30 protein-coding genes are annotated in these 26,317 nt (G+C 62.3%); 15 read left to right on the forward strand and 15 right to left on the reverse strand.

Going from position 1 to position 26,317, the window contains the following annotated elements; translation table 11 throughout:
- Positions 1–81: 81 nt before the first annotated feature.
- Positions 82–1,383: an alpha/beta hydrolase gene (locus AOT96_RS04415; protein ID WP_047271090.1), complete on the reverse strand. Its 1,302-nt coding sequence runs from the start codon at positions 1,381–1,383 to the stop codon at positions 82–84.
- Between the two features lie 69 nt (positions 1,384–1,452).
- Here AOT96_RS04415 and AOT96_RS04420 point away from each other — a divergent pair, with 69 nt between their 5' ends.
- The gene (locus AOT96_RS04420; protein ID WP_065351349.1) at positions 1,453–2,064 is read left to right on the forward strand and encodes a phosphoribosylanthranilate isomerase; all 612 of its coding nucleotides are present in this window, start codon (positions 1,453–1,455) and stop codon (positions 2,062–2,064) included.
- Here the strand turns inward: AOT96_RS04420 and AOT96_RS04425 are convergent.
- Positions 2,052–2,963 (reverse strand): hypothetical protein, encoded by a 912-nt coding sequence (locus AOT96_RS04425; protein ID WP_065351350.1) that lies wholly within the window; start codon positions 2,961–2,963, stop codon positions 2,052–2,054. The genes AOT96_RS04420 and AOT96_RS04425 overlap by 13 nt on opposite strands.
- A 209-nt stretch (positions 2,964–3,172) precedes the next feature.
- Between AOT96_RS04425 and AOT96_RS04430 the strand changes: the two genes are divergently transcribed.
- Positions 3,173–3,946 (forward strand): SDR family oxidoreductase, encoded by a 774-nt coding sequence (locus tag AOT96_RS04430; protein WP_003940420.1) that lies wholly within the window; start codon positions 3,173–3,175, stop codon positions 3,944–3,946.
- An 18-nt stretch (positions 3,947–3,964) separates the two neighbouring features.
- Here the strand turns inward: AOT96_RS04430 and AOT96_RS04435 are convergent, their stop codons facing one another.
- Positions 3,965–4,396 (reverse strand): nuclear transport factor 2 family protein, encoded by a 432-nt coding sequence (locus tag AOT96_RS04435; RefSeq protein ID WP_065351351.1) that lies wholly within the window; start codon positions 4,394–4,396, stop codon positions 3,965–3,967.
- Positions 4,393–5,316 (reverse strand): alpha/beta fold hydrolase, encoded by a 924-nt coding sequence (locus AOT96_RS04440; RefSeq protein ID WP_083197583.1) that lies wholly within the window; start codon positions 5,314–5,316, stop codon positions 4,393–4,395. The genes AOT96_RS04435 and AOT96_RS04440 overlap by 4 nt, the downstream gene beginning before the upstream one ends.
- Before the next feature lie 111 nt (positions 5,317–5,427).
- On the opposite strand from AOT96_RS04440, the gene AOT96_RS04445 reads away from it, so the two are divergent.
- A complete protein-coding gene (locus AOT96_RS04445) occupies positions 5,428–6,429 on the forward strand; it encodes an NADP-dependent oxidoreductase (protein WP_003939765.1) in 1,002 nt (333 codons plus the stop codon).
- A gap of 54 nt (positions 6,430–6,483) precedes the next feature.
- Here AOT96_RS04445 and AOT96_RS04450 read toward each other — a convergent pair whose 3' ends face one another.
- Positions 6,484–7,632: a CaiB/BaiF CoA transferase family protein gene (locus tag AOT96_RS04450; RefSeq protein ID WP_003939934.1), complete on the reverse strand. Its 1,149-nt coding sequence runs from the start codon at positions 7,630–7,632 to the stop codon at positions 6,484–6,486.
- Positions 7,629–8,801 carry an acyl-CoA dehydrogenase family protein gene (locus AOT96_RS04455; protein WP_003939770.1) on the reverse strand — a complete coding sequence of 391 codons (1,173 nt, stop codon included), beginning with the start codon at positions 8,799–8,801 and terminating at the stop codon, positions 7,629–7,631. Before AOT96_RS04455 ends, AOT96_RS04450 begins: the two co-directional genes overlap by 4 nt.
- 159 nt (positions 8,802–8,960) lie before the next feature.
- Between AOT96_RS04455 and AOT96_RS04460 the strand changes: the two genes are divergently transcribed.
- A complete protein-coding gene (locus AOT96_RS04460; protein ID WP_064073436.1) occupies positions 8,961–10,031 on the forward strand; it encodes a LacI family DNA-binding transcriptional regulator in 1,071 nt (356 codons plus the stop codon).
- A gap of 4 nt (positions 10,032–10,035) precedes the next feature.
- Here the strand turns inward: AOT96_RS04460 and AOT96_RS04465 are convergent, their stop codons facing one another.
- From AOT96_RS04465 to AOT96_RS04475, 3 genes are read right to left on the reverse strand one after another with little or no spacing between them, the layout of a single operon-like run.
- Positions 10,036–10,587, reverse strand: a complete 552-nt coding sequence (locus tag AOT96_RS04465) for an SRPBCC family protein (RefSeq protein WP_003940599.1) — start codon at positions 10,585–10,587, stop codon at positions 10,036–10,038.
- Positions 10,588–10,637: 50 nt separating this feature from the next.
- The gene (locus tag AOT96_RS04470) at positions 10,638–11,297 is read right to left on the reverse strand and encodes an alpha/beta hydrolase family protein (RefSeq protein WP_003939749.1); all 660 of its coding nucleotides are present in this window, start codon (positions 11,295–11,297) and stop codon (positions 10,638–10,640) included.
- Positions 11,294–12,058, reverse strand: coding sequence for an MBL fold metallo-hydrolase (locus AOT96_RS04475; protein WP_065351353.1), 765 nt, complete (start codon positions 12,056–12,058; stop codon positions 11,294–11,296). The genes AOT96_RS04470 and AOT96_RS04475 overlap by 4 nt, the downstream gene beginning before the upstream one ends.
- Positions 12,059–12,077: 19 nt before the next feature.
- On the opposite strand from AOT96_RS04475, the gene AOT96_RS04480 reads away from it, so the two are divergent.
- Positions 12,078–13,202 (forward strand): alpha/beta hydrolase, encoded by a 1,125-nt coding sequence (locus tag AOT96_RS04480; protein WP_231917392.1) that lies wholly within the window; start codon positions 12,078–12,080, stop codon positions 13,200–13,202.
- On the opposite strand, the gene AOT96_RS04485 is transcribed toward AOT96_RS04480, so the two are convergent.
- On the reverse strand, positions 13,138–13,728 hold the full coding sequence (locus AOT96_RS04485) for a TetR/AcrR family transcriptional regulator (RefSeq protein ID WP_065351355.1): 591 nt from the start codon (positions 13,726–13,728) through the stop codon (positions 13,138–13,140). The two genes, AOT96_RS04480 and AOT96_RS04485, sit on opposite strands and share 65 nt — an antisense overlap.
- A 130-nt stretch (positions 13,729–13,858) precedes the next feature.
- Here AOT96_RS04485 and AOT96_RS04490 point away from each other — a divergent pair, with 130 nt between their 5' ends.
- From AOT96_RS04490 to AOT96_RS04515, 6 genes are all read left to right on the forward strand, one after another.
- Positions 13,859–14,863, forward strand: a complete 1,005-nt coding sequence (locus AOT96_RS04490; RefSeq protein WP_042451435.1) for a patatin-like phospholipase family protein — start codon at positions 13,859–13,861, stop codon at positions 14,861–14,863.
- 13 nt (positions 14,864–14,876) lie between these two features.
- Positions 14,877–16,409: a flavin-containing monooxygenase gene (locus tag AOT96_RS04495; RefSeq protein WP_065351356.1), complete on the forward strand. Its 1,533-nt coding sequence runs from the start codon at positions 14,877–14,879 to the stop codon at positions 16,407–16,409.
- Positions 16,406–17,284, forward strand: a complete 879-nt coding sequence (locus AOT96_RS04500) for an SDR family oxidoreductase (protein ID WP_065351357.1) — start codon at positions 16,406–16,408, stop codon at positions 17,282–17,284. The genes AOT96_RS04495 and AOT96_RS04500 overlap by 4 nt, the downstream gene beginning before the upstream one ends.
- 19 nt (positions 17,285–17,303) lie before the next feature.
- The gene (locus AOT96_RS04505; protein ID WP_065351358.1) at positions 17,304–17,822 is read left to right on the forward strand and encodes a GNAT family N-acetyltransferase; all 519 of its coding nucleotides are present in this window, start codon (positions 17,304–17,306) and stop codon (positions 17,820–17,822) included.
- 90 nt (positions 17,823–17,912) lie between these two features.
- Positions 17,913–18,332 (forward strand): hypothetical protein, encoded by a 420-nt coding sequence (locus tag AOT96_RS04510; protein WP_030535224.1) that lies wholly within the window; start codon positions 17,913–17,915, stop codon positions 18,330–18,332.
- Complete coding sequence (locus AOT96_RS04515; RefSeq protein ID WP_003940277.1) at positions 18,332–18,520, forward strand: helix-turn-helix transcriptional regulator; 189 nt, start codon at positions 18,332–18,334, stop codon at positions 18,518–18,520. Before AOT96_RS04510 ends, AOT96_RS04515 begins: the two co-directional genes overlap by 1 nt.
- 57 nt (positions 18,521–18,577) lie before the next feature.
- On the opposite strand, the gene AOT96_RS04520 is transcribed toward AOT96_RS04515, so the two are convergent.
- The 5 genes from AOT96_RS04520 to AOT96_RS04540 all read right to left on the reverse strand — a co-directional run bounded on the left by AOT96_RS04520 (position 18,578) and on the right by AOT96_RS04540 (position 22,775).
- Positions 18,578–18,805 carry a hypothetical protein gene (locus tag AOT96_RS04520; RefSeq protein WP_007733785.1) on the reverse strand — a complete coding sequence of 76 codons (228 nt, stop codon included), beginning with the start codon at positions 18,803–18,805 and terminating at the stop codon, positions 18,578–18,580.
- 81 nt (positions 18,806–18,886) lie between these two features.
- Positions 18,887–19,714, reverse strand: a complete 828-nt coding sequence (locus tag AOT96_RS04525; RefSeq protein ID WP_083197584.1) for an ABC transporter ATP-binding protein — start codon at positions 19,712–19,714, stop codon at positions 18,887–18,889.
- Complete coding sequence (locus tag AOT96_RS04530; protein ID WP_007733783.1) at positions 19,698–20,798, reverse strand: taurine ABC transporter substrate-binding protein; 1,101 nt, start codon at positions 20,796–20,798, stop codon at positions 19,698–19,700. Before AOT96_RS04530 ends, AOT96_RS04525 begins: the two co-directional genes overlap by 17 nt.
- On the reverse strand, positions 20,795–21,652 hold the full coding sequence (locus tag AOT96_RS04535; RefSeq protein ID WP_003939782.1) for an ABC transporter permease: 858 nt from the start codon (positions 21,650–21,652) through the stop codon (positions 20,795–20,797). Before AOT96_RS04535 ends, AOT96_RS04530 begins: the two co-directional genes overlap by 4 nt.
- Before the next feature lie 244 nt (positions 21,653–21,896).
- A complete protein-coding gene (locus AOT96_RS04540) occupies positions 21,897–22,775 on the reverse strand; it encodes a class I SAM-dependent methyltransferase (RefSeq protein WP_231917393.1) in 879 nt (292 codons plus the stop codon).
- A 137-nt stretch (positions 22,776–22,912) separates the two neighbouring features.
- Between AOT96_RS04540 and AOT96_RS04545 the strand changes: the two genes are divergently transcribed.
- From AOT96_RS04545 to AOT96_RS04560, 4 genes are all read left to right on the forward strand, one after another.
- Positions 22,913–23,758 carry an LLM class F420-dependent oxidoreductase gene (locus AOT96_RS04545; protein ID WP_064443766.1) on the forward strand — a complete coding sequence of 282 codons (846 nt, stop codon included), beginning with the start codon at positions 22,913–22,915 and terminating at the stop codon, positions 23,756–23,758.
- A gap of 105 nt (positions 23,759–23,863) precedes the next feature.
- Complete coding sequence (locus tag AOT96_RS04550; protein ID WP_042451450.1) at positions 23,864–24,436, forward strand: flavin reductase family protein; 573 nt, start codon at positions 23,864–23,866, stop codon at positions 24,434–24,436.
- Positions 24,429–25,055, forward strand: coding sequence for a superoxide dismutase (locus AOT96_RS04555; RefSeq protein ID WP_003940303.1), 627 nt, complete (start codon positions 24,429–24,431; stop codon positions 25,053–25,055). Before AOT96_RS04550 ends, AOT96_RS04555 begins: the two co-directional genes overlap by 8 nt.
- 170 nt (positions 25,056–25,225) lie before the next feature.
- On the forward strand, positions 25,226–26,317 hold the full coding sequence (locus tag AOT96_RS04560) for an alpha/beta fold hydrolase (protein ID WP_007733778.1): 1,092 nt from the start codon (positions 25,226–25,228) through the stop codon (positions 26,315–26,317).

Here is a 26,317-nt window from a genome sequence, read left to right on the forward strand (position 1 = left end):
TCCAGTCGGTGAACGATCGAGAGACTGCCGAACGGCAGCCACACACCGAATATAGAACACGTTCCAAAACCGGAACAGGATTCAGCTGATCAGTCCCATTCTCTGCGAGATCCACGTCAGCTCCTGCTCGACGCCGGCCGACCACACCGAAAAGCTGTGACCACCGGGAAGCTCGAGATACCTGGCGTCCATTCCGGCCGCTTTGGCCGCTTCGTACACCTTTTGCTGACCCGGCTTGAACTCGTTGTCATCTGTTCCGACGACGAACACTCCGCCCGAGTTCGGGAACTTCCGAGTCGCCAGCAGGTCCATCGGATTCACCTTCACGAACGCCGCTTCGTCGCCGCCGAATATCTCGTCGACGGTTCGCTGTCGGTCACCGAGCGAAGGCTCCAATTGACCGGACAGATCGAGGAATGTCGGGTACACCTCGGGGTAATTGGTCGCCATCTGCAGTGAGCAGGTGCCACCGTAGGAGAGCCCGCCGATTGCCCACGCTCGCGGATTCGTGTCGATCTGGAACGCATTCGCCACCGCAGCGGGCAAGTCCTTTGCCAGATACGTGCCGACCTTGCCCTGTGACGAGTCGGTGCACAGCGGATTGGCCATCTGCGACCCTGTTCCATCGGCTATCACGACGACTGGAGCCAACCCCTCGTGATCTCGTGCAAAGGCATCCATTGTCGCGGTCAGCTTTCCGCCCTGGAGCCAGTCCTCGGGCTTGCCAGGCTGACCTGCCATCAGCACGAGCACGGGAAGAAGCGGACGCGGATTGGTGAAGTACGACGGCGGCAGATATACCTGCGCGTCGCGCGCGGAGAATCCTGAAATCGTCCCGGGGACAGGCAAAGTCGTGACCCGTCCGCGAATCGGCATGCCCTCCGGCGCTTTCCACACAGTGTCGGTGGGATCGCCGGTGACAACAGGATCGGTCGGACCGGGAACTTCACTGAGTGAGATGCGGTCGAAATCGTCGTGTCCGAACGCAATTCCCACAGTCGGATACGCGGCGAAAACCAGATTGATCTGCGTCGCGGCAGTGATGACGACCAGAACCGTCGCGATCACGGACAGGAGCGCTTTCGCGACGGTTCCGCCCGCCTTGATTCGCGGCCCGAGAAGTAGCAACGCGTAGATACCGATTCCGATCCACACGTAGATCGACATCTCGATGGGATCGGGGAACGGCACGATCACCTTTTCGACGGTGATCCACACGGCGATCATGATCACCAGCGCAATCAGCCCCGCGATCGGCACCGCTCTGCGGTAGTACCAGCGCACGTTCGAACCGAGCAGCCACACGCCACCCAGGACCCCAAGGACAGTCAGGATCACCGGCAGCGGTCCCGAGATCAAACTGATTCGGTAGAGCCAGTCCACGTCAAGCCTCTCGCGCGTAGAAATGTCGCACGCACGAGGCTAGACGACGACGCTAGTACTCTGTATCAGGTGACATTCATCAAGGTCTGTGGCCTACGCGACGTTGACACGGTCGACCTCACGGTGGGCCTGGGCGTCGACGCCATCGGTTTCGTCTTCGCCGAGAGCGTCCGCAAAGTCGACCCCACACTCGCAGTCGCTCTGCTCGCGCGAGTTCCCGATCACATCCGTGCAATCGGAGTCTTTCTCGGCAACCCGATCGGACAGATCCTCGAGATCGCGAAGATCACCGGGCTTCGCACCGTACAGGTTCACGATCTTGTCGACGCCGAGCAAGTGCAGCGGCTGCACGATGCCGGCCTCACCGTCATCCGCGCGGTCGTCTCCAGCAACGTCCGCGACGGTTACAATCTCGACCTCGGCGAGGACGAACTCCTGATCGACGGCGCAGACGCCGGATCAGGGGTGCCGTGGAACTGGGCCCAACAGCAATCGCGCCCGCAAGGCAAGTGGATCCTGGCGGGCGGACTGTCCCCGGACAACGTTCGCGACGCACTCGATGCCACCGGCGCCTGGGGCGTCGACGTCTCCAGCGGCGTCGAATCCTCCCGCGGCGTCAAGGACCACACGTTGATCGAGAAGTTCGTCAGCGCTGTCCGGCAGACCGATCACTCGAAATAGGACGCGTAGTCACTGAAAGCGACTTGACCGGTGGGACTCGCCTTCACGGCGTCGGCAACGGCCGGCGGAATGGGAGCCCAGTTCGCAGGCATGGCCGCCGCCAGTGACGGCTTCAAGATGTAGAGCAGTGCGAAGTTCACTATCCAGAGCGGCGGCGCCATCGACATGCCGACTTCCGAACTCACATTGCCTTTGGTGTTGGTCACCAGCTGCGCTGCTCCCGAAATCTGTTGCGCTGCAAATCCGTAGACTGCCTGCACCGTGTATGCCGACTGATAGAGCGCAATCAGAGTGTGCGTCGCACCGTTGTTGCGCAACCAGGTGCCCACGAAACCGCCAGGGGCGATCAGCGTATTCACCTGTCGCGTCGGCGCATCCGCGTTGGCCGGACTCTCCAGCAATCCGTCTGGATTCACGTACAACCCGTAACTGGCCAGAACCGACGGCGTCGTGCCGGAATAGAGGGGCCGCCCGTTCGTATTGGTGAGAATCCGGGCGCATTCGTCGATCACCGCGGCGTCCTCGCGATTTCCGCCGACCCCTCCGCCGGAGATGAGATCGCGATACTGCTCCTCGGTCAAAGCGTCGGCTGGTTCGAGTCCGATCTGCGCGGCAATCTCTTCCGCAGTCTGCTGACCGAGTGGCTGGTTGAGTTGATCCGGAGTAGTCATCTGCGTGGGCGCGACGCTCTCGTAGACCGGTGCCCCGGCAAAAGGGATCACGAACCCGGTATCGACTGTGTCTGCAACGGGTTGCGCGCCGGCCATCTGAGTGGTGGCAAACGAAAGTACGCACACCCCAACCAAAGCCAGAACCGACACCGTCCCGCGATGAGACCGTGCTCCACGTCTACAGCCCTCGTTTGAGAAAGCCTTGCCTGCAATTCCCTTGCCGCGCATAGGTCAACCTCCCGGGACACAGTCCGGCGAATCAACTCGAGCTTGCATCTCAGTCAAACGCTGTGACCAGCGCCGTGTCAAGACACTGGTCAGGTCGAGGCACGGCGACAGCTCGCTCGATACAGGCGACAGCTCGCCCGCTACAGTGATGCTTCCATCTGAAGTGACCTCACCCCATTTGAATTGCAGGACATCGCTGGAGGCGAGCAGTGTCTGACAAGCGCGGGACCGTATTGATCACCGGTGTCGGTCGGAGCAAGTCGATCGGAGCGAGCCTCGCATTGGGCCTTGCCGAGGATGGTTGGGATCTGGCTATCGGCTACTGGGAGCCTTACGACGAACGCGTCGGGTTCGGGCGCGGAGCGCACGATCCGCAAGACATTGCCGAGAAGTGTCGCGCACTCGGAAGCCGTGTCGACCTGGTTCCCGGAGATCTGGCCTCGCCCGACGTGGCCGATCAGCTCGTTGACGCTGCCGCAGCGCGGAACGACCTCCGTGGGCTGGTGCTCTCACATTGCGAAAGCGTCGACAGCTCGATCCTCGACACCACCGTCGAGAGCTGGGAACGACATTTCGCCGTCAACGCTCGCGCCTCCTGGCTGCTGATCAAAGCGTTCGCTGAACGGCTTCCGGAACAGCGCGACGTCAGTCAGGTGGCCGGGCGGATCATCGCACTCACCAGCGACCATGCGGCCCACAATCTTCCGTACGGGGCCAGCAAGGGCGCTCTCGACCGCATCGTCATCGCCGCCGCAGTCGAACTTGGATCACGCGGCATACGAGCCAACGTCGTCAACCCAGGACCTATCGACACAGGATGGATGACACCCGAGATCAGACAGGCCACAACCCTCCAGACTCCTGCCGGCCGGCTGGGTACTCCCGGCGACACTGCAAACCTCGTTCGGTTTCTGATGTCCGACGCCGGAGGCTGGATTACGGGACAACTCCTTCACTCCAACGGCGGATTCAGTACGAACTGAGCCTTGGCCGGACTCAATTCAGGCTTTGTAGGTCGGTAGCGTCTGGCCGAGCCTCTTACCCATTTCGGCAGCCAAAGCCGCGAGCCCGCTGGCCGGACGCACCATGACCTCGAAATCGACGATCTTGCCGTCCTCGTCGAATTCGACCATGTCGATTCCCTTGAGACTCTTGTCGCCGATGTTCGCACTGAATTCGAGCACGACCTGTCGACCGTTGGCTCCGGCGAACTGACGGTGGTACTCGAAGTTCTCGAACACCTGGATCACCGTATTGAGAATGAGCACAACGGCATCCGCGGACTGGTACGGCTTGAATCCCGTGGGCGATCGGAACTGCGCGTCGGCCGCGACGATCGTCGGTAGCGCCGACAGATCGCCGGTTTCGATCATGGTGTGCCACAACTTCAGTGCAGCTTCGACTTTCGGTTCGAGTGTCAATTCCGTGCTCATGCTTCTACCCTTCCCTCGACGTTACCTGCCGCTTGTTCTACCGGCACTTGACTTGCGACGGACCACGCACTCAACACAGTTCGCACCCCGGTCACGAGTTGCAACGGCTGATCGATCATGACGTGATGTCCGGCTTCGGGAATCTCCGCCACGATGGCCTCCGTTCCGAACAATCCGCGCATGTGCTCCATGAGTCGATCGGACACGATGCCGTTCTCGGCTCGGAAATAGGCTACGCGGCAACGTGGTTCGCTGTCGAGAACATCTTCGGCGCCTACTCGGAGAAAGAAATTCGGATCGAACTTCCACGACCAACCGCCCTCGACTTCCTCCATCGACGTGGCCGCCACATGGTCACGCACCGCAGGCAGACCCGAATCCTGCGGCGGAACGAAGCGGAACCGGCCCATCGCGTCTTCCCTGGTGGGATAAACCTTCTTGGGGCCGAACGCATTCTGGCGTCGAGCCGCCTCCTCTTCGGGCGTACGCGCCTTGAGCGGAGAATCGATGATGACAACCCCGTCCAACAGTTCGCCATGCAGATGCGAGGCCACGAAAGAAACAATCCCACCCATACTGTGCCCCACCAGAATCGGCTTGCCGTCGATTCCCCCTGCCTCGGCCGCCGCCAGCACCTCGCGAGCCCACTGGGACATCGCGTAGGCGTCGCGAGTGTCACTGTCGCCGTGGCCCGTCAAGTCGAGAGCGACGACGCGGCACCCCTCGGCGAACTGCGGCGCAATGTGATCCCACCAGCGACTGTGGGCGGCGCCGCCGTGAATCAGCACGATTCCCGGCCCCGCCGGCCCCCAAGCCCGAAAGTGCACCGAGGCACCCTCGACCTCCACCGACCCCGTCTCGACCGGCGCTGCCAACGCCCGAGTGAACCAACCAGGCGCGTCTTCGACCACATTGCTCATCGATCGAACATACATAGTCGTCAATCGGTTCATCCAACTCTTCCCAGTTCGTGATCCATCACCTATATTGAATCCGGCCTCAAGTTCAATTCGTTTCGCCGAAGGGGAGAGATGACCAACCGCCAAGTACGCCTCGCCGCCCGCCCGACAGGACTTCCCGACGCTTCCACCTGGGAATACGTCGATGCCGAGATCCCGTCCGCCGGACCGGGCGAGTTTGTCGTCAAGGTCGAATACCTCTCCCTCGACCCCGCGATGCGCGGTTGGCTCAACGACGTCAAGTCGTACGTTCCGCCGGTCAAGCTCGGTTCCGTCATGCGCGCCCACGGCGTCGGACGCATCACCGAATCACAGCACCCCGATTACCAGGTCGGGGACATCGTGGCCGGATCCTTCGGCGCTTCCGAGTACGGCGTGTCCGACGGTACAGACGTCACGCGGGTCGACGAATCGATCGCTCCCCTGCCGACCTGGCTCGGCGCTCTCGGTTTCCCCGGCGTCACTGCGTATTTCGGATTACTCGACGTCGGAAAGCTGAAAGACGGTGACACCGTCGTCGTGTCCGGTGCCGCGGGTGCGGTCGGCAGTCTGGTCGGCCAGATCGCAAAGCTTCACGGATGCAAGGTCATCGGCATCGCCGGCGGTCCGGAGAAGTGCGCGTGGCTCACCGAGGACCTCGGCTTCGATGTCGCCATCGACTACAAGAACGAATCCGTATACAAGGCGCTCAAGTCCAACGCTCCCGACGGTATCGACGTGTACTTCGACAACGTCGGCGGAGAAATTCTCGACGCCGCTCTCTCCCGTCTGCGCCTCGGCGCTCGGGTGGTCATCTGCGGCGCCATCGCGGGCTACAACGCCACCGAACCTCAGCCAGGCCCTGCTCACTACCTGTCACTTCTCGTCAACCGCGCCACGATGGCCGGCTTCGTGGTCTTCGACTACCTCGATCGCTACGCAGAAGCACAAGAGCAGATCGGAAAGTGGATCAAGAGTGGCGAATTGACTGCTCGCGAGCACGTCGTCGACGGCGGTATCGACGCGTTCGGCGACAGCCTCAATCTTCTCTTCGCCGGAGCGAACACCGGAAAGCTGGTCCTGAAGGTCAGCTGAGTCGGCCACACACGCAGATCGGCCACCGGTATTCCGGTGGCCGATTCGCTTGGGTCAACTGACTCCGGACGGAGTGGGAACGCTGTCCTCCCCCAACCGCGGCGGGGCCGACCGATAGGTTGCCGGCGTGCCGCTCATCCGAATCGGATTGGCTACCTGCCGAGTCGGTGCATCGCGACGCGGGTCGTCGATGGACACCACCGGATCGAGATTCAGCCGTTCCGCCAGCGCTATCGCGTCGGCGATGTCGTTGAGAGGCCCACACGGAACACCTCGCTCGGTCAGTGCCTCGAACCACGAGTCCGCAGAGCCCTTGGCCAATGCAGCAGTGACGGCGTCGAACAGTTCTTCTCGATGCGCAACCCTGTCGCTGTTGGACGCGAAACGCGCATCAGCGGCAAGTTCGGAAACTCCGAGAACCTCTGTCAACGAACTGAATTGCCGATCATTGCCGACCGCGAGGACCAGCGGACGGTCCGCGGTGTCGAATACCTCGTATGGTGCGATGCTCGGATGCCGGTTGCCCATTGCCTGCGGCACCACGCCCGCGGCCACGTAGCCGGACGACTGGTTGGCCAGTGCGGACAGCAACGAGGACAACAGATTGACCTCGACGTGCTGCCCTTCGCCTGTGCGATCGCGATGGCGCAGCGCTGCAAGGATTCCCACGCTGGCATGCAGACCGGTGATGACGTCGACCACCGCGACACCGACCTTGGTGGGAGTCTTGGGATCGGGTCCGGTGATACTCATCAATCCGCCGACCGCCTGAATCAACAGGTCGTATCCCGGCAGAGAGTTGTTGCCACCGAAGCCGCTGATCGAGCAGTAGACCGCACGCGGATTCATTTCTCGGACAGCGTCGTAGCCCAGCCCCAGACGGTCCATCGTTCCCGGCAGGAAGTTCTGCACCACGACGTCCGCATTGCGAACCAGCTCGCGTGCACTCTCCAGATCCTCGCGCTCGCGCAGGTCCAGAGTGACCGACTTCTTGTTGCGGTTCACCGACAGAAAGTAGCTCGACTCGTCCCCCACCCACGGTGGGCCCCAGCTGCGAGTGTCGTCCCCGACACCCGGCCGCTCGATCTTGACGACCTCGGCACCCAGGTCGGCGAGAATCATCGTGGCGTACGGACCGGCGAGGACGCGGCCGAAATCAGCGATCACCAACCCGTCGAGCGCTCCGACAGCGTCTGCCGTCACCGGAAAGCTTCTTCACCGGTGAGAGCGCGGCCGATCACGAGCTGGTGAACCTCGGACGTGCCCTCGTAGGTGAGAACGGATTCGAGGTTGTTGGCGTGCCGGATCACGGGGTACTCGAGCGTGATGCCGTTGGCGCCCAGAATGGTTCGGCATTCACGGGCGATCTTGATGGCCTCGCGGACATTGTTGAGCTTGCCGGTGCTGACCTGCTCGGGGCGAACCGTCCCGGCGTCCTTGAGGCGCCCGAGGTGGATGGCGAGCAACTGCCCCTTGCCCAATTCGACTGCCATGTCGGCGATCTTGGCCTGGGTGATCTGATACGCGGCGAGCGACTTGTCGAAGACCTTGCGATCACGTGCATATGAGATCGCAGTCTCGAGGCAGTCACGTGCTGCACCCATTGCCCCGAAGATGATGCCGAAGCGTGCCTCGTTGAGGCAGCCGAGCGGGCCGGACAGTCCGCGAGCCTTGGGCAGCATCGCCGAGGCAGGCAGACGCACGTCCTCGAGCACCAGTTCCGAGGTGACCGACGCCCGCAGCGACATCTTGTTCTTGATCTCGGGGGCGGAGAATCCCGGAGTGTCGGTGGGAACGACAAATCCGCGCACGCCGTCGTCGGTTCGAGCCCAGACCACGGCGACGTCCGCGATGGAGCCGTTGGTGATCCACATCTTGGTGCCGTTGAGGATCCAGTCGTCGCCGTCGCGCTTGGCGTTGGTTCGCATACCGCCGGGGTTGGATCCGAAATCGGGTTCCGTGAGACCGAAGCAGCCGATGGCTTCACCCGCCGCCATTCGCGGGAGCCATTCTTCCTTCTGCTCTTCACTTCCGTTGTGGTGGATCGCGAACATGGCGAGCGAGCCCTGGACCGAGACGAGGCTGCGAATGCCCGAATCGACAGCTTCGAGTTCCTGGCAGGCCAACCCGTACGCCGTGGCGCTCATCCCGGCACAGCCGTAGCCCTCGAGGTGCATGCCCAGTACGCCGAGCGCGCCCAGTTCCTTGGCCAGCTCACGAGCTGGCAGTGCTGCCGCTTCGAACCATTCACCTACGTGCGGGCGAATGCGATCGTCGACCATCTTGCGGACCGTGTCGCGGATCGCGATCTCCTCTGCGTCCAGCAGGGTGTCGATGGCAAAAAGCTCGGACAGGGACTGCGGCGTGGTCACGGGGCCTCCAGTGTTCTCGGGCGCAATCCTTTGCGAGAACGATTGCGCAATCGTTTGCATCGCCTAGAGTAGAGCCCGGTTGCGCACCCGTCAATCCCCGAACTGCCGACCGACACCGAATCAACTCAGGACCGACGCACACCAGGAGCCACGACGCAGATGACGCCCGATCCGTCGAACCGCAGCAACGGCCGTCCGCCGACGTTGCGCGAAATCGCCGACCAGGCCGGGGTCCACATCTCGACGGCGTCGCGGGTCCTCCGTCAGCCCGAGCCCGCCGACGGCTGGTCCGACTCCGCACTCCGAGTTCGTCAGGTTGCCGAGGAACTCGGTTACCAACCGAATCTGTGGGCAGCCAGCCTTCGTACCCGCAAGACCACCACCATCGGCGTCGTGATGCCGAGACTGACAGACGTTGTAGTGGCCACCATGTTCCAAGGCATCGAGGAAGCCGCCACCGCAGCCGGGTACTCCGTCTTGCTCTCCAGCCCGCCCGACGATCTGGAAGCGCAACGCAAAGCGGTCGAGTTCCTGGTGAGCCGACAGGTCGACGGTCTCATGCTGAGCAGCATTCACCTGCCGGGTACCGATTTCGTCGACTCGCTCCCCCTGCGCTCACTGCCGATCCTGCTGCTGAACCGGCACATCGACTCGGCGACGTCATCCGTCAACCGAAGCCTTCCCTTTGTCAGCGGCGACGACCGCCTCGGCGGCTACCTCGCGGGGAAGCATCTACTGGACTGCGGCTATCGCGATCTCGGAGTGATCGCGGGGCCGGATCACGCCAGCACGTCGCGGGAACGCGTCGCGGGTTTCCGCGATGCCCTGGCCGAAGCCGGTCTGGAACTGCCGCCGAACCGAATAGTGGCGTCCGAGTTCGAAGTTCAAGGGGGTGTCGATGCGGCGGCCACACTGCTCAGCGGGAACACGCGCCCTGACGCCGTTTTCACGGTGAGCGACACCATCGCGATCGGCGTACTCGGTGTGGCCCGTGATCTCGGGTTGAGCATTCCCGACGATCTTGCGTTGGTCGGCTACAACGACATTCCGGTTGTCTCCCAACTCCCGGTGCCCCTGACGACGGTCAGGTCCCCCGCCCGAAAGATCGGTGCGACCGGGCTCGAGCACCTACTCGCACTGATCTCCGGCAAGAACGTCGAATCCGTGAAGCTTCCCGTCGAACTGATCGCGCGAGCCTCCACCAGAAAGCCTGCCAGTCACAAACTCTGAGCAGCTACCAGACCTGAGATTCGTCGATGCCCAACTGTCGCGCGTAACCGGAGTTGAGTGCGTCCCAGCCGTATTCGCGCGCCCGTTCACCCACGATCGGCCCGAAGGGCTCGCCTGCCAGAAGGGCATCGAGTACGTCGAAGCACAGATGCCACCCCGCAGCGAGCGCCGACGCCATCCCCTCGGCGCGCGACCTCTGCGTCAGCACGACGCGGGTACCGCCTTCGATCGGGGTCAGGTCCCACACCAATTCGTCCGGGCCCCACTCGTGTTCGAGCCGCCGAGTGGTCTCCACGACGTGAACGGTGACCGGCAGCGACATTTCGGGGGCGCCGTCCTCGGTGAGCATGGTGATCACCGCATCACCGGTACGGCTCAGGTTCCGATCGGCGGTGTACGGCGTCCATTGCGCCAACATCTCCGGGTCGGTGATCGCCTCCCACACCTTCTCGACGGAATACGGCAGCACCCGAGGAAAGCTGACGACTGTGTCGTCACCGTCGACGCTCACCGTGACGTCGGACAGGGCACTGGGCTGATACGGCTGGGCACTCATGGTTCGATCTCACCAGGAACCACCGACACGAGCAACCGCCCGCTGGGCGTTCAGAACGCAAACACCGCCGATGCGGCCGCGACTGTCTCCTCCACCACCGGAAATTTCACCACGGACAAGTCGTGTCGAGCTCCTTCGAACTCAACCAGACGCGTCGCGGCGGGAATCAAGGCGAGTGCTGCCCGCATCTCCTCCGTTGTCGCGAACTCGTCCTTCGAACCGTGGACGACAACGGTCGGTGTGTTCAGGTCGGGCAGGTGTTCGGTTCTGAGCTTCTCGGGCTTCTTCGGTGGATGCAGTGGATAGGAGAGAAGGACCAGGCCGTCGACAAGTCCCGGGTTCTCCGCCGCAAGCATCGACGCCTGCCGACCGCCGTACGAATGTCCGCCGAGCAGAACGGGTCCGGGCACCGAGTAGTCCTTGCGAACAGCAGCAATCACCTCGGCAATGCCCGCGCGATCCTCTGCAGCACGCGACGGATGCGGAGGCCCCGAAGCTCGACGCACCCGAAACGCGAGATCGAAGCGCAGAACTTGCACTCCTGCCGCAGCAAAGCCGTCGGCAACAGCACGCAACAGCACGGTGTCGCAGTTACTTCCCGCGCCGTGAGTCAGTGCAAGCGTGGCGACGGGCGACGCGAAGGACACAGAAGCAGGTCGATGAAGGAAACCGTGCACCGCACCTTCGTCGACCGTTTCGACAGTAGTCATGGACGCATCCTTGTCCGGCCCGCTCGGGCCTGTTCGACCGCGGCAGTCATGCTGCCCTCGTAAACCGGACCGTGTCCGGGAAACAGCACGCCGGCAGGTGCAGCGGCGATATTGTCCAACGCCTGGTCCGTCGCTTCACGGTCATGATTGAAGGGGCACACCAGAAATTGTGGTCCGGCGATGCTCGACGTCGCGTGTCCGGTCACCAGAGCGTCACCCGACGCGATCACTCCTGCGTCGGGAACAAGGTAAGCGCTGTGGCCGTCGGTATGCCCATGAGTGGGAATCGGCACGATCCGACCGGGAACGTCCAGCGCACCACCGGACGCAAAGGACTGTGCCCGAGGCAGTTCCGCACCTTTCAACGCGCCGACTCCGATCACGTCGCGAAGCCATTTCGGAGCACCTCGCCGCCACAACAGCAACGGAACTCCGGCCGGCGACAACTGTTGCAGATACTCCCGCTTCGCATGAGGCACTTCCAACGGATCCATCAGGACCGGAACCTCGAGCCGAGTCACGATGTCCGCGATCCCACCGATGTGATCGATGTGCGCGTGAGTGACGAGAATTGCCCGAACATCCCCGAACTGGTGACCGATCTGTTCGATCGAGCGTTCGACGTCGGTGCCGTTGGCCGGATATCCGCCGTCGATCAAGGTCAGATCGGACCCCTCTTCGACCAGGACCCAATTGGCGTGACCGCACCGAACCAGATGTGTGTTCTCGATCTGCGTGATCGACAGTGCCGCAGTAGTCATGCTTGGTAGTCTGCGCCACGTGTCGGAATCCGTGAAGCAGGCCAGCAGCCGCAGTATTCGAGATCGCGCCGAAGCATCCTTGGTGGCAGCCGCATTCGCACTGCCCAGCGCGGTGAAACGTCGAATCACCGGACCACCCGTCGTCATCGAGGGCAACACGCTCGACGCCGACGCGCACCTTCTGCTCACGCTCGCGAAGACGCGGCCACTCCCCTCGCATTCAACCGATCCCCAGTCACTCGCCGCTGCTCGCGCCAATCTCACCCGAACCGCGATCATGATGGGCGGCAGGCCCACGCCCGTCCACACCGAGGAGATCTCCGTTTCGGGTGCCGACGGCCCGCTTCGCGCCCGGCTCTACGTCCCGACAGCCGACACCGGCGCTCTGCTCGTCTACTTCCACGGCGGCGGGTGGGTACAGGGCAGCATCGAATCCCACGATGCCCCGTGCCGCCTGTTGGCCGAAACCTCCGGCGCACGGGTCATCTCGGTCGAATACCGGCTCTCACCCGAATTCGCTTTCCCCACACCGGTACACGATGCCTACGCCGCATACCTCGATATCGTCGACCGCGCCGACGAGTTCTGCGCAGACCCGACGCGCATCGCTGTCGGGGGCGACAGCGCGGGCGGGCATCTTTCCGCAACGGTCGCGCTGCGTGCCCGCGACGACGGCAAGACCCCACCGGCGGCGCAGCTGTTGATCTACCCCGCGACCGACTTTCACGAGAAGGCCCCCTCGCGAACGACGTTCGGTGAAGGTTTCTTCCTGACCGAGGCCAACATGAACTTCTACGAGTCCAGCTTCCTCGGCAGCAATGCCGATCGACTCGATCCGATGGTGTCGCCGCTACGCGCCCCCGACGCGACCGGACTGCCGCCGGCCATCGTGATCACGGCGGGATTCGATCCACTCCGGGACGAAGGCGAAGCCTACGCAGCTCGATTGCGCGACAACGGTGTTCACGTGACCGATCGACGCTATCGCGGGTTCATCCACGGCTTCGTCAACGTTCTGGGACCGAGCGTGGGTTCGCGCACCGCCGTCGCCGAGATCGGCGGAATGCTCCGCGTTCTACTCACCCACCCAGCAAAATCTCCCGCAACGTATCCACCAGCGGATCAACCGGCAGCTCAGGGCTGATCGCACGCTGTAGCCCCAAACCGATTCCGACGCTGAGTATGCGCAGTGCCGCGGCGTTCGGGTTCAGTGTCGGCGTCACGCCGTTGGACTCGGCAAGATGTTGCACCACTCCGGCAATCAGTCCGCGCACCTGATCGGCACCCGTCGCGATCTTTTCGCGGATCTCTTCGCTGTGCCGCGATCGCACCGAGAACTCGACTTCGAGCAACGTCCATCTCTTGTCCCCGATGGTTCGCTCGGCCCATCGCGCGAACTCGGCCACCGCGTCGTCGAGCGTCGAATTGGCTCCGAGCTGTGAGGTGATCTCGCCGACCTTGGTCAACCTGATTCGGCCGAGCACTTCGGCGCACAACTCGTCCTTGTTCTTGAAGTTCGAGTACACCGCACCTTTGGAATAGCCGGCATCCTCGGCGATCTGATCGAGCGACGCGGCGGCGTACCCGCGATCGAGGAAATGTTCGACGGCCGTCGCCAACAAGGTCTCGCGGGTCATCGCCTGCGCTTCCTGCCTGGTCAATCGCGCCATCGGAACCTCCTCGCGGTTCTGAGTATCGAGATTCCAACGGTAGCCGAATACCGGAAGCGCACCGCAGGCGCACTCCCGAAACCCAAATTTGGGGTACCCACGTTATTCAGATACTGATAGTCTCCGAAATATGACTTCAGAAGTGACCGGCACCACCGCGCCCGGGTCCGGACGACACAGCGCGCCTAGACGGGGATTGGCAATCGGATGCGGCGGCACCCTCGGCTTCGCCTGGACCGTTGCTGCCCTCGCCTCGGTTCGGGACGCCCTCGACTGGGATCCCCGCGAAGCCACCGCCATCATCGGCACGTCCGCCGGAGCCGAGTTCGTGACAATGCTCGGCAGCGGAGTCGGCGTCGACGAGTTGGTAGCCATGCAACTCGGAGAGCCCGCCGCACGTCCCGAACTCCTCGCCCACACAGCATCGGCGCCCGGAAGAATCCCGCCACTTCCGAGTTTGGGGATCGGCAATCCACGACTGGTGACGCGTCGAGATCTTCCCGTTCTGAGCCGGATGAGCGGTATCGCACCGCGTGGTGGCGGCGACCCGTCCTGGCTCACCACGCTCGCCGAATCTCTTGCCCCTGGCGATTCGTGGCTCCCACATCCGTGCGCGTACATGGTATCCATGGACTACAGAACCGGGCGACGGGTCGCGTTCGGGGCACAGGGGGCTCCGAAAGCGACAGTCGGTGAAGCGCTTCGAGCGTCTTGGGCGATTCCCGGCTGGTTCCCACCTGTCACCATCGACGGCGTCAGGTACATCGACGGCGGCGCGGCGTCCACGGCATCGGTAGACCTCCTGCTCCCCCTCGAACTCGACGAGCTGGTTGTACTGGCGCCCATGGCATCTCGAACACTGAAGCCGGCGCGCGGCGCCGCCCGTATCGAACGCGGCGCCCTGCGGAACTCCATGTCCAAGGGCCTCGACCGGGAAATCGAACTGGTGCGCGCTGCGGGAACCAGGGTCTTGCGCATAGACGCCACCGACGACGATCTCGCCGTCATGGGCGCCAACTTCATGGACGGCCGACGGCGGCTCGCCACCTTCGAATCATCCCTACGTACAACACGTGCGAGCGTGAAACGCGAACTCGATGCGCGCCCGTTCCACTCCACCCCGTCCCACCAGTGAAAGCGCAGACTCAGTGAACAACAGAACTGACCACTTCGAGGTCGTGATCATCGGTGGGGGGATCTCCGGGATCGGTGCCGCAATTCACCTGCAGCGCCTCGGGATCGACAATTTTGTCCTGCTCGAGAAAGCGGACTCCCTCGGCGGCACCTGGCGCGCCAACACCTATCCCGGTTGTGCCTGCGACGTTCCGTCCGGCCTGTACTCGTATTCCTTTGCCGCCAATCCGGATTGGACCCGACTGTTCGCGGAGCAGCCGGAGATCCGCGAGTACATCGAGGACACGGCCGTCCGCCACGGGGTCGACAAGCACGTTCGCTTCGGGGTCGAAATGCTCTCCGCACAGTGGGACGCATCGCAATCACTTTGGAAGATAACAACTTCCAGCGGTGAACTCACTGCTCGTTTCGTGATAGCCGCCGCCGGCCCGTGGAACGAACCCTTGACGCCGGCGATTCCCGGGCTGGAAACGTTCGAGGGCGAGGTGTTTCATTCCTCGCAGTGGAATCACGACTACGACTTGACCGGAAAGCGCGTCGCCGTCGTAGGTACCGGCGCTTCCGCAGTCCAATTCGTGCCGCGCATCGTCTCCGACGTGTCCGCCCTTCACCTTTACCAACGCACCGCTCAATGGGTCCTTCCCAAACCCGATCACTACGTACCGCGGATCGAAAGGTCCGTCATGCGATTCGTACCGGGAGCGCACAAGGCTCTACGCAGCATCGAATACGGAATCATGGAAGCGCTTGGATTGGGGTTCCGCAATCCGTGGATCCTGCGTATCGTGCAGAAACTCGGGTCGGCCCAATTGCGCTTGCAGGTGCGCGATCCGAAGCTACGCAAGGCGCTGACTCCCGACTACACCCTCGGTTGCAAGCGACTACTCATGTCGAACTCGTACTACCCGGCCCTCGGCAGACCCAACGTGACCGTCCATGCCAACGCAGTCGAAGAGATCCACGGCAACACCGTGATCGGAGCCGACGGAGTGGAATCGGAAGTGGACGCGATCATCTTCGGAACGGGCTTCCACATCCTCGACATGCCCATTGCATCAAAGGTATTCGACGGAGAAGGTCGATCACTCGACGATCATTGGCAGGGAAGCCCGCGGGCGTACTTCGGTTCCGCCGTCAGCGGATTCCCCAACGCGTTCATTCTGCTGGGCCCGAGCCTCGGCACCGGACACACGTCGGCCTTCATGATTCTGGAAGCCCAACTGAACTATGTGGCACAGGCGATCGGCCACGCTCGTCGGCACGGCTGGAAAACCATCGACGTGCGCCCGGAAGTACAGGCGGCCTTCAACTCTCATGTTCAGGAGGCATTGGGTACCACGGTCTACAACGCCGGTGGTTGCGAAAGCTATTTCTTCGACGTCAACGGCCGCAACAGCTTCAACTGGCCGTGGTCGTCAGGAGCCATGCGTCGACGGCTACGGGCCTTCGATCCATACGCCTACAACCACACGCTGTCCGACAACCCTGCGTCAGACGACACCCCCGCTGAGCCCACCACCACCCCCGAACCGGAGTACACCACATGAGCCTTTTCGGCACTACCTACCCGCCGATCGATCTCGACGGAGCAGTCGTCGTCATCTCCGGAGGTGGCCGCGGAATCGGCCGGGCCACAGCGGAGTTGTTCGCAGCTCGCGGCGCACTCGTCTGCGTCGGCGACCTCGACGAGGAGACGGCCGTCGACACCGCCACATCCATCGGCGCACGGGCCCGCGGGTACGCTCTGGACGTCACCTCACGCGAATCCTGGGATGTGTTCGTCTCCACAGTGATCGGCGAATTCGGTCACATCGACATTCTGGTCAACAATGCGGGCGTGATGCCGCTCGGCAGCTTCCTCGACGAGTCCGACGCCACCAGTCGAGTAACCCTCGACGTCAATGTCTGGGGCCCGATTCACGGGATGCGCACCGTGCTGCCCGGCATGGTGGATCGGCGACGCGGCCACGTCGTCAACATCGCATCCATGGCAGGCAAGCTACCGGTGCCAGGAATGGCCGTGTACAACGCAAGCAAGTTCGGTGCGGTGGGCCTTTCCGCCTCTGCTCGTGTCGAATTCGCAGATTCCGGCGTCAGCGTCAGCGCCATCCTGCCCAGCGCGGTGCGCACCGGGCTCTCCTCCGGTGTGCCACTCGGAAAGGGCATGCCGACGGTTGAACCCGAGGTCGTGGCCAAAGCTGTCGTCGACACGGTCGCGCACCGGCGAGCCGAAACTACTGTTCCGCGTTACCTTGCGGGCTGGGACCTCATCGACGCTGTAGTACCCGAATGGATGATAAACATCGGACGCCGGGTGATCGACGATCGCCGCGCGCTGACATCGGTAGATCCGAACGGGCGTGCGGACTACGAAAAGCGAGTGGCACGTCAGGCCGAAAACGAGGAGCACGATCGGAGATGAAGCGGGTAGTTTCGTGGCCATGTACATCCGCCGCGAAACTTCTTCCGACCGTGACGCAATCTATTCACTGCTCGGGGCGGCGTTTGCCGACCAAGCGCCGCCCGGCGAGTCTCCCTACGAGATCGAACTGACACGTCAGCTCTTCGCCTCGAACGACTACTTACCGAAGTTGTCCCTTGTCGCCGTCGCCGGTCATGAGATCGTTGGTTTCGTAATCGGAACACGCGGATGGGTCGGTCCCGTTGAGGCGGTTGGCCTCGGCCCGTTGGCAGTCACACCGGACAACCAACGCAGCGGCGTCGGTTCGGCGCTGATGCACGCGGTGATCGGTGCGTCCGACGCTCTGGACGTGCCACTGCTCGCCCTCCTGGGCAGCACCGAGTACTACCCGCAGTTCGGGTTCGTCACCAGCACGGACGCCGGGATCGAGTCTCCGGAAGCCGAGTGGGGCGAGCACTTTCAGATCAGGACCCTCACCACGCACCGCCCCGATCAGACGGGGAAGTTTTCATACGCAGCGCCTTTCGGGGTCGCTTGACCCTCAGCGCGATGTAAGAGTTCTTTGACATCCAGCGCACGTAGACCTACGCTCAGGCATGTCAAAGAACTCTTACACCTGGGAGGCTTCATGAGCACCACGGCACGGTGGAGCCTGATCATCGGTATCGGCGTCGCAGCAACGCTAGCCTTCAGCTTTTTTGCAGCATTGACCGCCGATGATCGGAAGACGTTGGCCTTCATCGTCTTCGCAATCGTCATGGCACCGGCTTGTATCGGGTCGGCGTGGGCCCTTTTTCCATCGGAGAACGACAAGGCCCCCGCCTACCCCGAGGACACCGTCGAAACAGAATGGAGTCGCAAGGCCGGCTTCGGCGCGTTCACCGACTTGATCACTGCCATGGGGATCGCGCTGATCGCGCACAATGTCTTCGGCGCTCCCGAACTGCCGCTCGTAATGTTTACAGCCCTCGGTCTGGCCGACTTCGGAATCCGGTACTGGGCAGTGTCGAGGGACCGCACCCCACATTCGAGATCTGACGAGATCTGATGCGCAACAACCTTCAAGAACTTCGTACGGCAGCCGGATTGTCACAGCAAGCGTGCGCCGACGCGCTCGGCATCACACGCCAGACCGTCATCTCGATCGAGAAGGGACACTTCGACCCGCGTCTGTCACTGGCGTTCCGAATCGCCGAATACTTCGACAAACGCGTAGACGACATTTTCTCCAGCTGACGCCGTCTCGAACTGACGGAAGATCAGTCGAGCTGCGGTTTCAGTCGAGCTGCGGTTTCAGTCGAACAGAGTTGGCGATCCGTTTTCGTCGTTCCCGTCTTCGACGGCCGTTGCCTTCTTGCCCGAGCCCTTGCGGACGACGGTCAACGTCGTCGTTCGACGCGACAACCTGTGCCCGTCACTGTGTTCGAGCAGCGCCATCCCCTGGCGAACTTCGACCACCGTCCACGGACCCGCATGGCCGGCTGCCTGCACGAGGTCACCGGACTCCACCTCAGTTGCCATGACCACTCCTTGTTCGTCGTGTCCTGCACGTTCTCCTTCCTATTATCGACGCGGCCACCTGGTAGTCGACGCGCAGGGTACCTACGCTGCAGCTGCAACCTTGACCGCATGGCCGACTTCGGCTCGGAATGCTGCGTATTCGGGTGAGCCTCGGAGATCGTCGGGATCGACGCCGGTTCGTGGCAGATCGATTTTCAGGTCGAGCGCGACCTTGCCCGGTCGGCTTGTCAGAACTACGACGCGGGAGCCGAGAAAGGCCGCCTCGTCGGCACTGTGAGTGACGAAGACACTTGTTCGCCCCGATTCGGCACTGACACTGCGCAGGTCCTCCTGCAGACGCTCGCGAGTGAGGGCGTCCAGCGCGGCAAAGGGTTCGTCCAACAGGAGCAACGACGTTTCGGCCGCCAAGGCACGAGCAATTGCCACCCGCTGCTGCTGCCCGCCGGAGATTTCCCAGATACGCCGGTTCGCAGTGCCGACCAGACCGACGCGGTCGAGAAGCTCGTCACGCCTTTGCCCGCGTTCGCTCTTCGCAACGCCGGCGTATTTGAGTGCCAGATCGATGTTGCCGCCCACCGATTTCCACGGAAAGAGCCGTGGCTGCTGAAACACCACTCCCGCACTCGACCCGGGAATCGGGTCGGATCCGGAGACCTGAACCGTTCCACTGGAAGGACTTTCGAAACCCGCGATCAGCCGCAGCAATGTGCTCTTGCCGCAACCCGACGCTCCGACGAGAACCAGAAACTCACCAGGTGTGACGTCGATCGATACGGGCCCGAGTGCCGTGACGGACTCTCGACCGTGGCCGTACCTGTGTGAGACGGTGTCGATTCGGATCGCGCCCGGGCGGTCGGGGGCGAATCCACCCGAGGCCTGCTGTGCGGTCACGCTACTGGTCAAGGACATCGGGAAGCCCCTTCACATAGAGAGCATTCTGAAAGACCGCCAGATCAGGCACACTGTCGATCTGCTTCTGCTCGGCCAGGAATTGCGCTGCACTCTGCAGGTTCACTGCCAGATTCCCGGGAGCGCCCTCGGTGCCCAACCATTCCGGCGAAGAGATCTGCTCCGGAGTGAGGAACACACCCTGTTTCAACTGCGCTGCCGCGTCTTCCTTCGAGGCGCCTAATTGTGCGGCAACAGCTTCCGCTGCCGCGTTCGGATCAGTGGCGATCGTCGTGAGCGCGCGGGCCTGAACCTGGCGCCAGGTGTCGACGATCTCGGGGTGATTCTTGGCAAACGCAGTCGACACCACACCAAGATCGAGTGTCGGCTTTCCTGCTGTCGCGAGCTCACGGCTGGCGATCAACTGTGTTCCGTCCTTACGGAGTTCGTCTAGCGTGGGCAGCCAGGTGTAGACGGCATCGATGTCACCGCGCTGCCAGGCTGCGAGGGATGCTTGCGGCTGGAGATCCACCAATTGGACGTCGTCGGCACTGAGTCCGGCCTGGTTCAGCGCTGCCAGCAGACTGTAGTGCGCGGTCGAGGCGAATGCCGTGGCCACTTTCTTGCCGCGCAGATCTGCGACGGTCTTGATTCCGGTTGCGTTGCGCGCCACCAGGGCTTCGTTGTCGCCGGCCACGTCCAGAACAAACGCGACCTGATACGGAATGTTCAGCGGTGCCGAGAGTCCACGAGCAACCGGACTCGAACCGATTGCGCCGAAATCGATTTCACCGGCGATGAAGGCGGTGTTGATGTCGGCTCCCGAATCGAACTTCGTCCACTTCACGTTGTACTCGGGCAGTGCGTCTTCGAGCCAGCGATTGTTCTTGACTATCAGGTCGCCGCTCGGGAACGACTGGTAAGCGATACGGATTGTTTCCTTGGACGAATCCTGGCCCGAATGATCCACCGAGCACGCACCGAGAACAAGGGCAAGGACGCCGATCAGCACCGTGAACGCCGTCCGGGCAGCCCTTCCTTCATTGGGCGTCGAATTACTGCTGCGCTTCAGATTGCTGCTGGCGTGTTTCTGATTGTCAGTCATACTTTTCCCCTCCAGGGAACGGCGCGGCGCTCTGCAGCCCGCAGCAGTCCGTCGATGATCAGGCCGGAGAATCCGATGGCAAAGATCCCCACCAGCACGACCGGTGTGTTGTTGTAATTGCTTGCATCCTTGACCATTCCGCCGATTCCGGGGATGCCGTTGAACAGTTCGGCCGCGACCACCGACGAGTACGCCATACCTACCGACAGCCGAATGCCCGTGAAAGTTTCCGGTAAGGCCGACGGGACGACGACGTCCCGGATCACTTGCGCCCGTGAGGCTCCCAGGGCCCTGGCCGCTTCGACCAGTCCGACCGGCGCCGCGACCACAGCAGCTGTGGTGGCCACCGCTGCCGGCGGAAGAGCAGCGAGCGCCAGCAATGTAATCTTCGGCGCCTCGTCGATTCCCAGCCAGATCACCAGCAGGAAGAAATACGCCAGGGGCGGCAGTGCGCGCAGGAACGTCAACCACGGTTCGAGCAGGCTCCGCAGCCATGTCACCGATCCCATGGCCAAACCGAGGATCACGCCCAATCCGACGCCGATGATCACACCGACCAGCACCCGTCGCAGCGTCATGTAGAGGTGCTCCCAGAGCAGGTAGCCCTGGTAGCCGCGCACTCCGTCGTGCGTGGTCATCGTGTTGACGAAGGCATGCCAGACCGTGCTCGGGAACGGCACGAAGGTCTCACTCCAGGTGCCGCTCGCGGCAGCGACCTGCCACAGGGCCAAGAATGCGATCACGGAAAGCACCGGCAGTCCGACAGTGGTCGCACTCGAAGTCCACGGCCGACGCGGCTCACGGTTCGGTTCCGTGACTGATGTTGGTTCTATTGCTTCGACAGGAGTCGACATCGCTGTTCTTCCTCGACGTACGGAAAATTCCGGCACACATGCAGCAACGGGCGCATATGCAGGGGCGAAGGCGCACAGAGCGGCGCCATTCTCACTCAGGAGAGTCGGAAGGAATCAACAGCAACAGCAATTGGCACCAAGACGGCACAGGTCGACGGCGATGCGTCGTGTCAGTGGCGTCGAGGGCATGGGGGTAATTACTACCTGTGTCTGCAATTACCCGCAAATGCGGGGGAAATAGGCGTCAGTCGGCCAAGCGAACCGACAGCGAATACATGAGCGGGATCTCGGGTCGTCCGGCCGGGACTCCCCAACGCTTGCCGCCGAGTTCAGCCATCTCCTCGAATCCTTGCCAACCGTTGGCGTACGGGTACTCGTCGAAAGACTCGAGCGTCAATCCGGCGCGCCGCAAAGTTCCTAGCACCTCGGAAATGGACCAGTTGAATTCACATGAGGGGAAAGGATTTTCGAAGTTCTCGACTCCTTTTCCCTCAGCGCCTGGCAAGACGAGATCGGCCGAATCTGCCACGTAGTCGCCCACGCCACGGGGTTCGGTCACGGGAGTCCCGCCTCCGTACGGGTATGTCAGCGACCACTTCTCGTCGAAACACATGGCAAACGGATGAAACTCCACCAGAACGAATCGACCGTTCGGCGCGAGAACACCGGCAATCCCCTCGGCCCACTCGTCGAGATCGGGTAACCAGATCACCGTTCCGTACGAAGAAAAGACTCGGTCGAACTTTCTCTGGCCAGCGGTAGCAGCGCGGAGCCACGCAGATACATCGGCACGCTCGAAATCGGCGGCAATTCCGGATTCCGCGGACAAGGTTCGGGCGAAGTCGATCGCGGAATCCGCGATGTCGACGCCGGTCACCGCGGCACCGAGAGCGGCCAAACTCAACGAATCCTGACCGGAATTGCACTGCAGATGAAGAATCGAGGAGCCGTCGATCTCGCCGAGCAGCGCCAGTTCTTCCGGATACAAGGTCGACCCGCCGTTGCGAAAGAACTGTGCCTGGTCTCCTTTGTGACTGTTGTGAGCGACGGTCGCCGCATTCCACGACAACCGATTCATCTCCGCTGCATCCATCACTACTGCATCCACCTCTACTGCATCCACTTCTCGACCCACAACAAGGTCCGCCCGAGTTCACCACGTCCCCGGTCACGTCGGCAATCGATTTACTGGGCTGGAAACCTATCCGAACGAAGATGCAACAGGTTACAGTTTTTCGACGGACCATCGAAGGAGAACCAGTGCGCTACGGACTCAGCCTGTTCACCAGTGATCGCGGCATCCGCCCTGCCGATGCAGCAAAGGCTGCGGAGGCGAATGGATTCGACGCCTTTTACGTTCCGGAGCACACTCACATCCCCGTCTCGAGGGATTCCGATCACCCCGGAACCCAGTCGGCCGAATTGCCCGACGACCGTTACATGCGCACACTCGACCCCTGGGTTGCCCTCGGCACCGCCGCGTCGGTCACGAACACCATCCGATTGGGCACCTCCGTGGCCCTCCCCCTCGAACACGATCCGATCACTCTCGCGAAAACCATCGCATCGCTGGACCATCTTTCCGGCGGACGCGTGGTCTTCGGCGTCGGATTCGGCTGGAATGCAGAGGAACTCGCCGACCACGGCGTACCGCCCAACAAACGCCGGACCGCACTCCGCGAGTATCTCGAAGCCATGGGCGAACTGTGGTCGAAGGAAGAAGCGTCGTACGACGGCCAATTCGTGAAGTACGGACCCAGCTGGGCGTGGCCCAAACCAGTTCAGAAGCCCCGTCCTCCCATCCTCTTGGGCGGCGGCGGCAACGAGAAGACTTTCAAGTGGATCGCAAAGTCTGCCGACGGGTGGATCACCACACCCATCGAGCAGGAGATCGACGGAAACGTGGAACTGCTCCGAAAGATCTGGGCCGAAGCAGGTAGAGTCGGCGAGCCTGAAATAACCGTCCTGGCAGGCAAACCCGATTCGGAGAAGCTCGCCCACTGGGCAGACATCGGTGTCACCGAAGCAATGTTCGGCACTCCGGACAAGAGCCCCGACGAGGTTGTCGGATACATGGAACGTCTGGCAGCCAAGCTCGGACGGTGAGGTCCGCCACAGCATCTTGACCTCAACTGCACTCGAGGTTTTAACGTCGGTATTGCACAAGACAGTGCAACGGCAGCAAAACCCGAGACAGAAGAGGGGCGAGGAGTGACCACAAAACTGGTTGGCACCCAATCTGTTTCGGACGACTCTGTTGATGCGGAGCCGTCCATCCGAAACTCCTTCGTCGAGGCGTTCCGGAACCATCCCGCCGGCGTCTCGATCATCACCGCAACGGGCGATGACGGCCCGGCCGGCATCACGTCATCGTCGGTGATCTCGATCAGCGCCGATCCTGCAGTTCTGGCGTTTTCACTGCAGTCGTTGCGAGGCTCTGCGAGCGTCATCGCTTCCGCCCGCAGTTTTGTTGTTCACCTGGCAAATTCGGCGAACGAACGACTGGCTTCCACGTTCGCAACCCGCGGCGCTGTGCGCTTCGGAGACGATATGCCCTGGTCGTTTCTCTCGACGGGTGAACCGTTCCTACATGGGACAGGCCACGCCCTGCGTGCGGTTCCCTTGAATGCCACTACATGTGGCGCCGCAGTGATCGTCACTGCACGCGTCGTCGACGTCATCGATCCGCAGCACATGTCAGCGCCGCTCGTCTATCACAATCGAACCTATCGAAATCTCTCGACTCACAACATTTCCTCAAAGGAAGGCATGTCACATGACTGAATACGTTCTCCCCGAACTGGATTACGACTACGCCGCTCTCGAACCGCACATCTCCGGCGAGATCATGGAACTGCACCACAGCAAGCACCACGCCACGTACGTGGCGGGCGCCAACAGCGCAATCGAGCAGTTGGCTGCTGCGCGCGAAGACGGCACGATCACCGCGAAGGCGCCGCTGCTCAGCAAGAACCTCGCCTTCCACCTCGGCGGCCACACCAATCACTCCATCTTCTGGAAGAACCTCTCCCCCAACGGCGGTGAGCGGCCAGAGGGAGAGTTGGCAGCCGCAATCGACGAGCACTTCGGCACCTTCGACGCATTCGTCAACCACTTCTCCGCTGTAGCAACCACTTTGCAGGGGTCCGGCTGGGCAGTACTGGCCTACGACACGGTCGGGCAGCGCCTGGTCATCGAGCAACTCACCGACCAGCAAGGCAACATCAGCATCGGTATCGTTCCGTTGCTCATGCTCGACATGTGGGAGCACGCCTTCTACCTGCAGTACAAGAACGTCAAGGCCGACTACGTGAAGGCCTACTGGAACGTCATCAACTGGGAAGACGTTGCACAGCGATACGCGACGGCCACAGCCTCGACCGGCTTGATCGTCCCCGCCTGATCGTCCCCACCCGATCACTGCCATACCACCCCGATCAACCCAGCTCGGCACGGTGGCTCCGTTGCCGAGCTGGGTTTCTGCACCCACGAAGTCGATGTATGTGAAGGCAGGTAACATACACCGAGCGCGGCTGACTCGGCCGTCCGCCGATTCGACTCCGAGGGGAACCAGTGCTCGATATCAGTGGTTTGATCGCGACGTGGCGTCCGACGCTGGACACCGCAGCACGCAATGCATGGGGACTCTCCTTCGGCGACGGTGTCGAGAAGACCGAACGCACCCCGTCCGTACTGATCAGCGAAGGTCCACACCGCGATCTGTATCGCTTCGGCGCATTGTGGAGGCCAAGAGGTAATCCGGTTCTCCTCGTACCGCCCCTCGCGGTTTCAGCCGACTGTTACGACCTTCGTGCGGGCCAAAGCCTCGCCGCGCACCTACTGGATGGGGCGAACACGCCCTACCTCCTCGACTACGGGACCATGCGGTACTCCGACCGCGGGATGGGTTTCGAGGCCTGGGTCGACGACATCATCCCCGAAGCGATCCGTACGATCTCGGATCTACACGACGGCGCACCGGTTTCGCTGATCGGGTGGAGCCTCGGCGGGACCATGTCTCTGCTCACGGGCTCCGCTCACTCCGACCTGCCGATCGCATCGATCACGGCAATCGGAACGCCAATCGATTACACGAAGATTCCCGCTATCAGCCCCTTGAGGCTGATCGGCAAATACACGGGCGACACCCCACTCACGTCCGCGACCAATCTTGTCGGCGGACTACCTGCTCCACTCGTTCAGGCGAGTTACAAGGTGACGGCGTTGCAGCGCGAAGTTCTCAAGCCATGGTTCATCATGCGCAACCTCCACAACACCGAGACACTGGCTCGCATGGAATCGATAGACAAGTTCATGGCAGCCATGCCTGGATACCCTGGCAAGGCTTTTCAGCAGATCTGCGAACAACTCATGCTCGGCAACAATCTCTACAACGACGCCGTCACGCTTGCCGGACGCGAGATCAAACTGTCAGCTCTGAGCGTTCCCGTTCTCGCGATCGGCGGCACCACTGACGTGATTGCACCCATCGCTTCGGTGGAAGCAATCACGTCGGTCCTCACCGGCGCGCCGTCGGTCCGGTTCGAGAAGGCGCCGGGAAGTCACCTCGGGCTCGTTGCCGGCCCCACCGCGAGAGACTCCACCTGGGCGCACATCGACGAATTCTTGAAAGAGAATGCACCGCAGTTGGTTTCGACCAGCTAA

It is taken from the genome of Rhodococcus sp. 008, assembly GCF_001682295.1.
In the GTDB taxonomy this organism is placed as follows: domain Bacteria; phylum Actinomycetota; class Actinomycetes; order Mycobacteriales; family Mycobacteriaceae; genus Rhodococcus_F; species Rhodococcus_F qingshengii.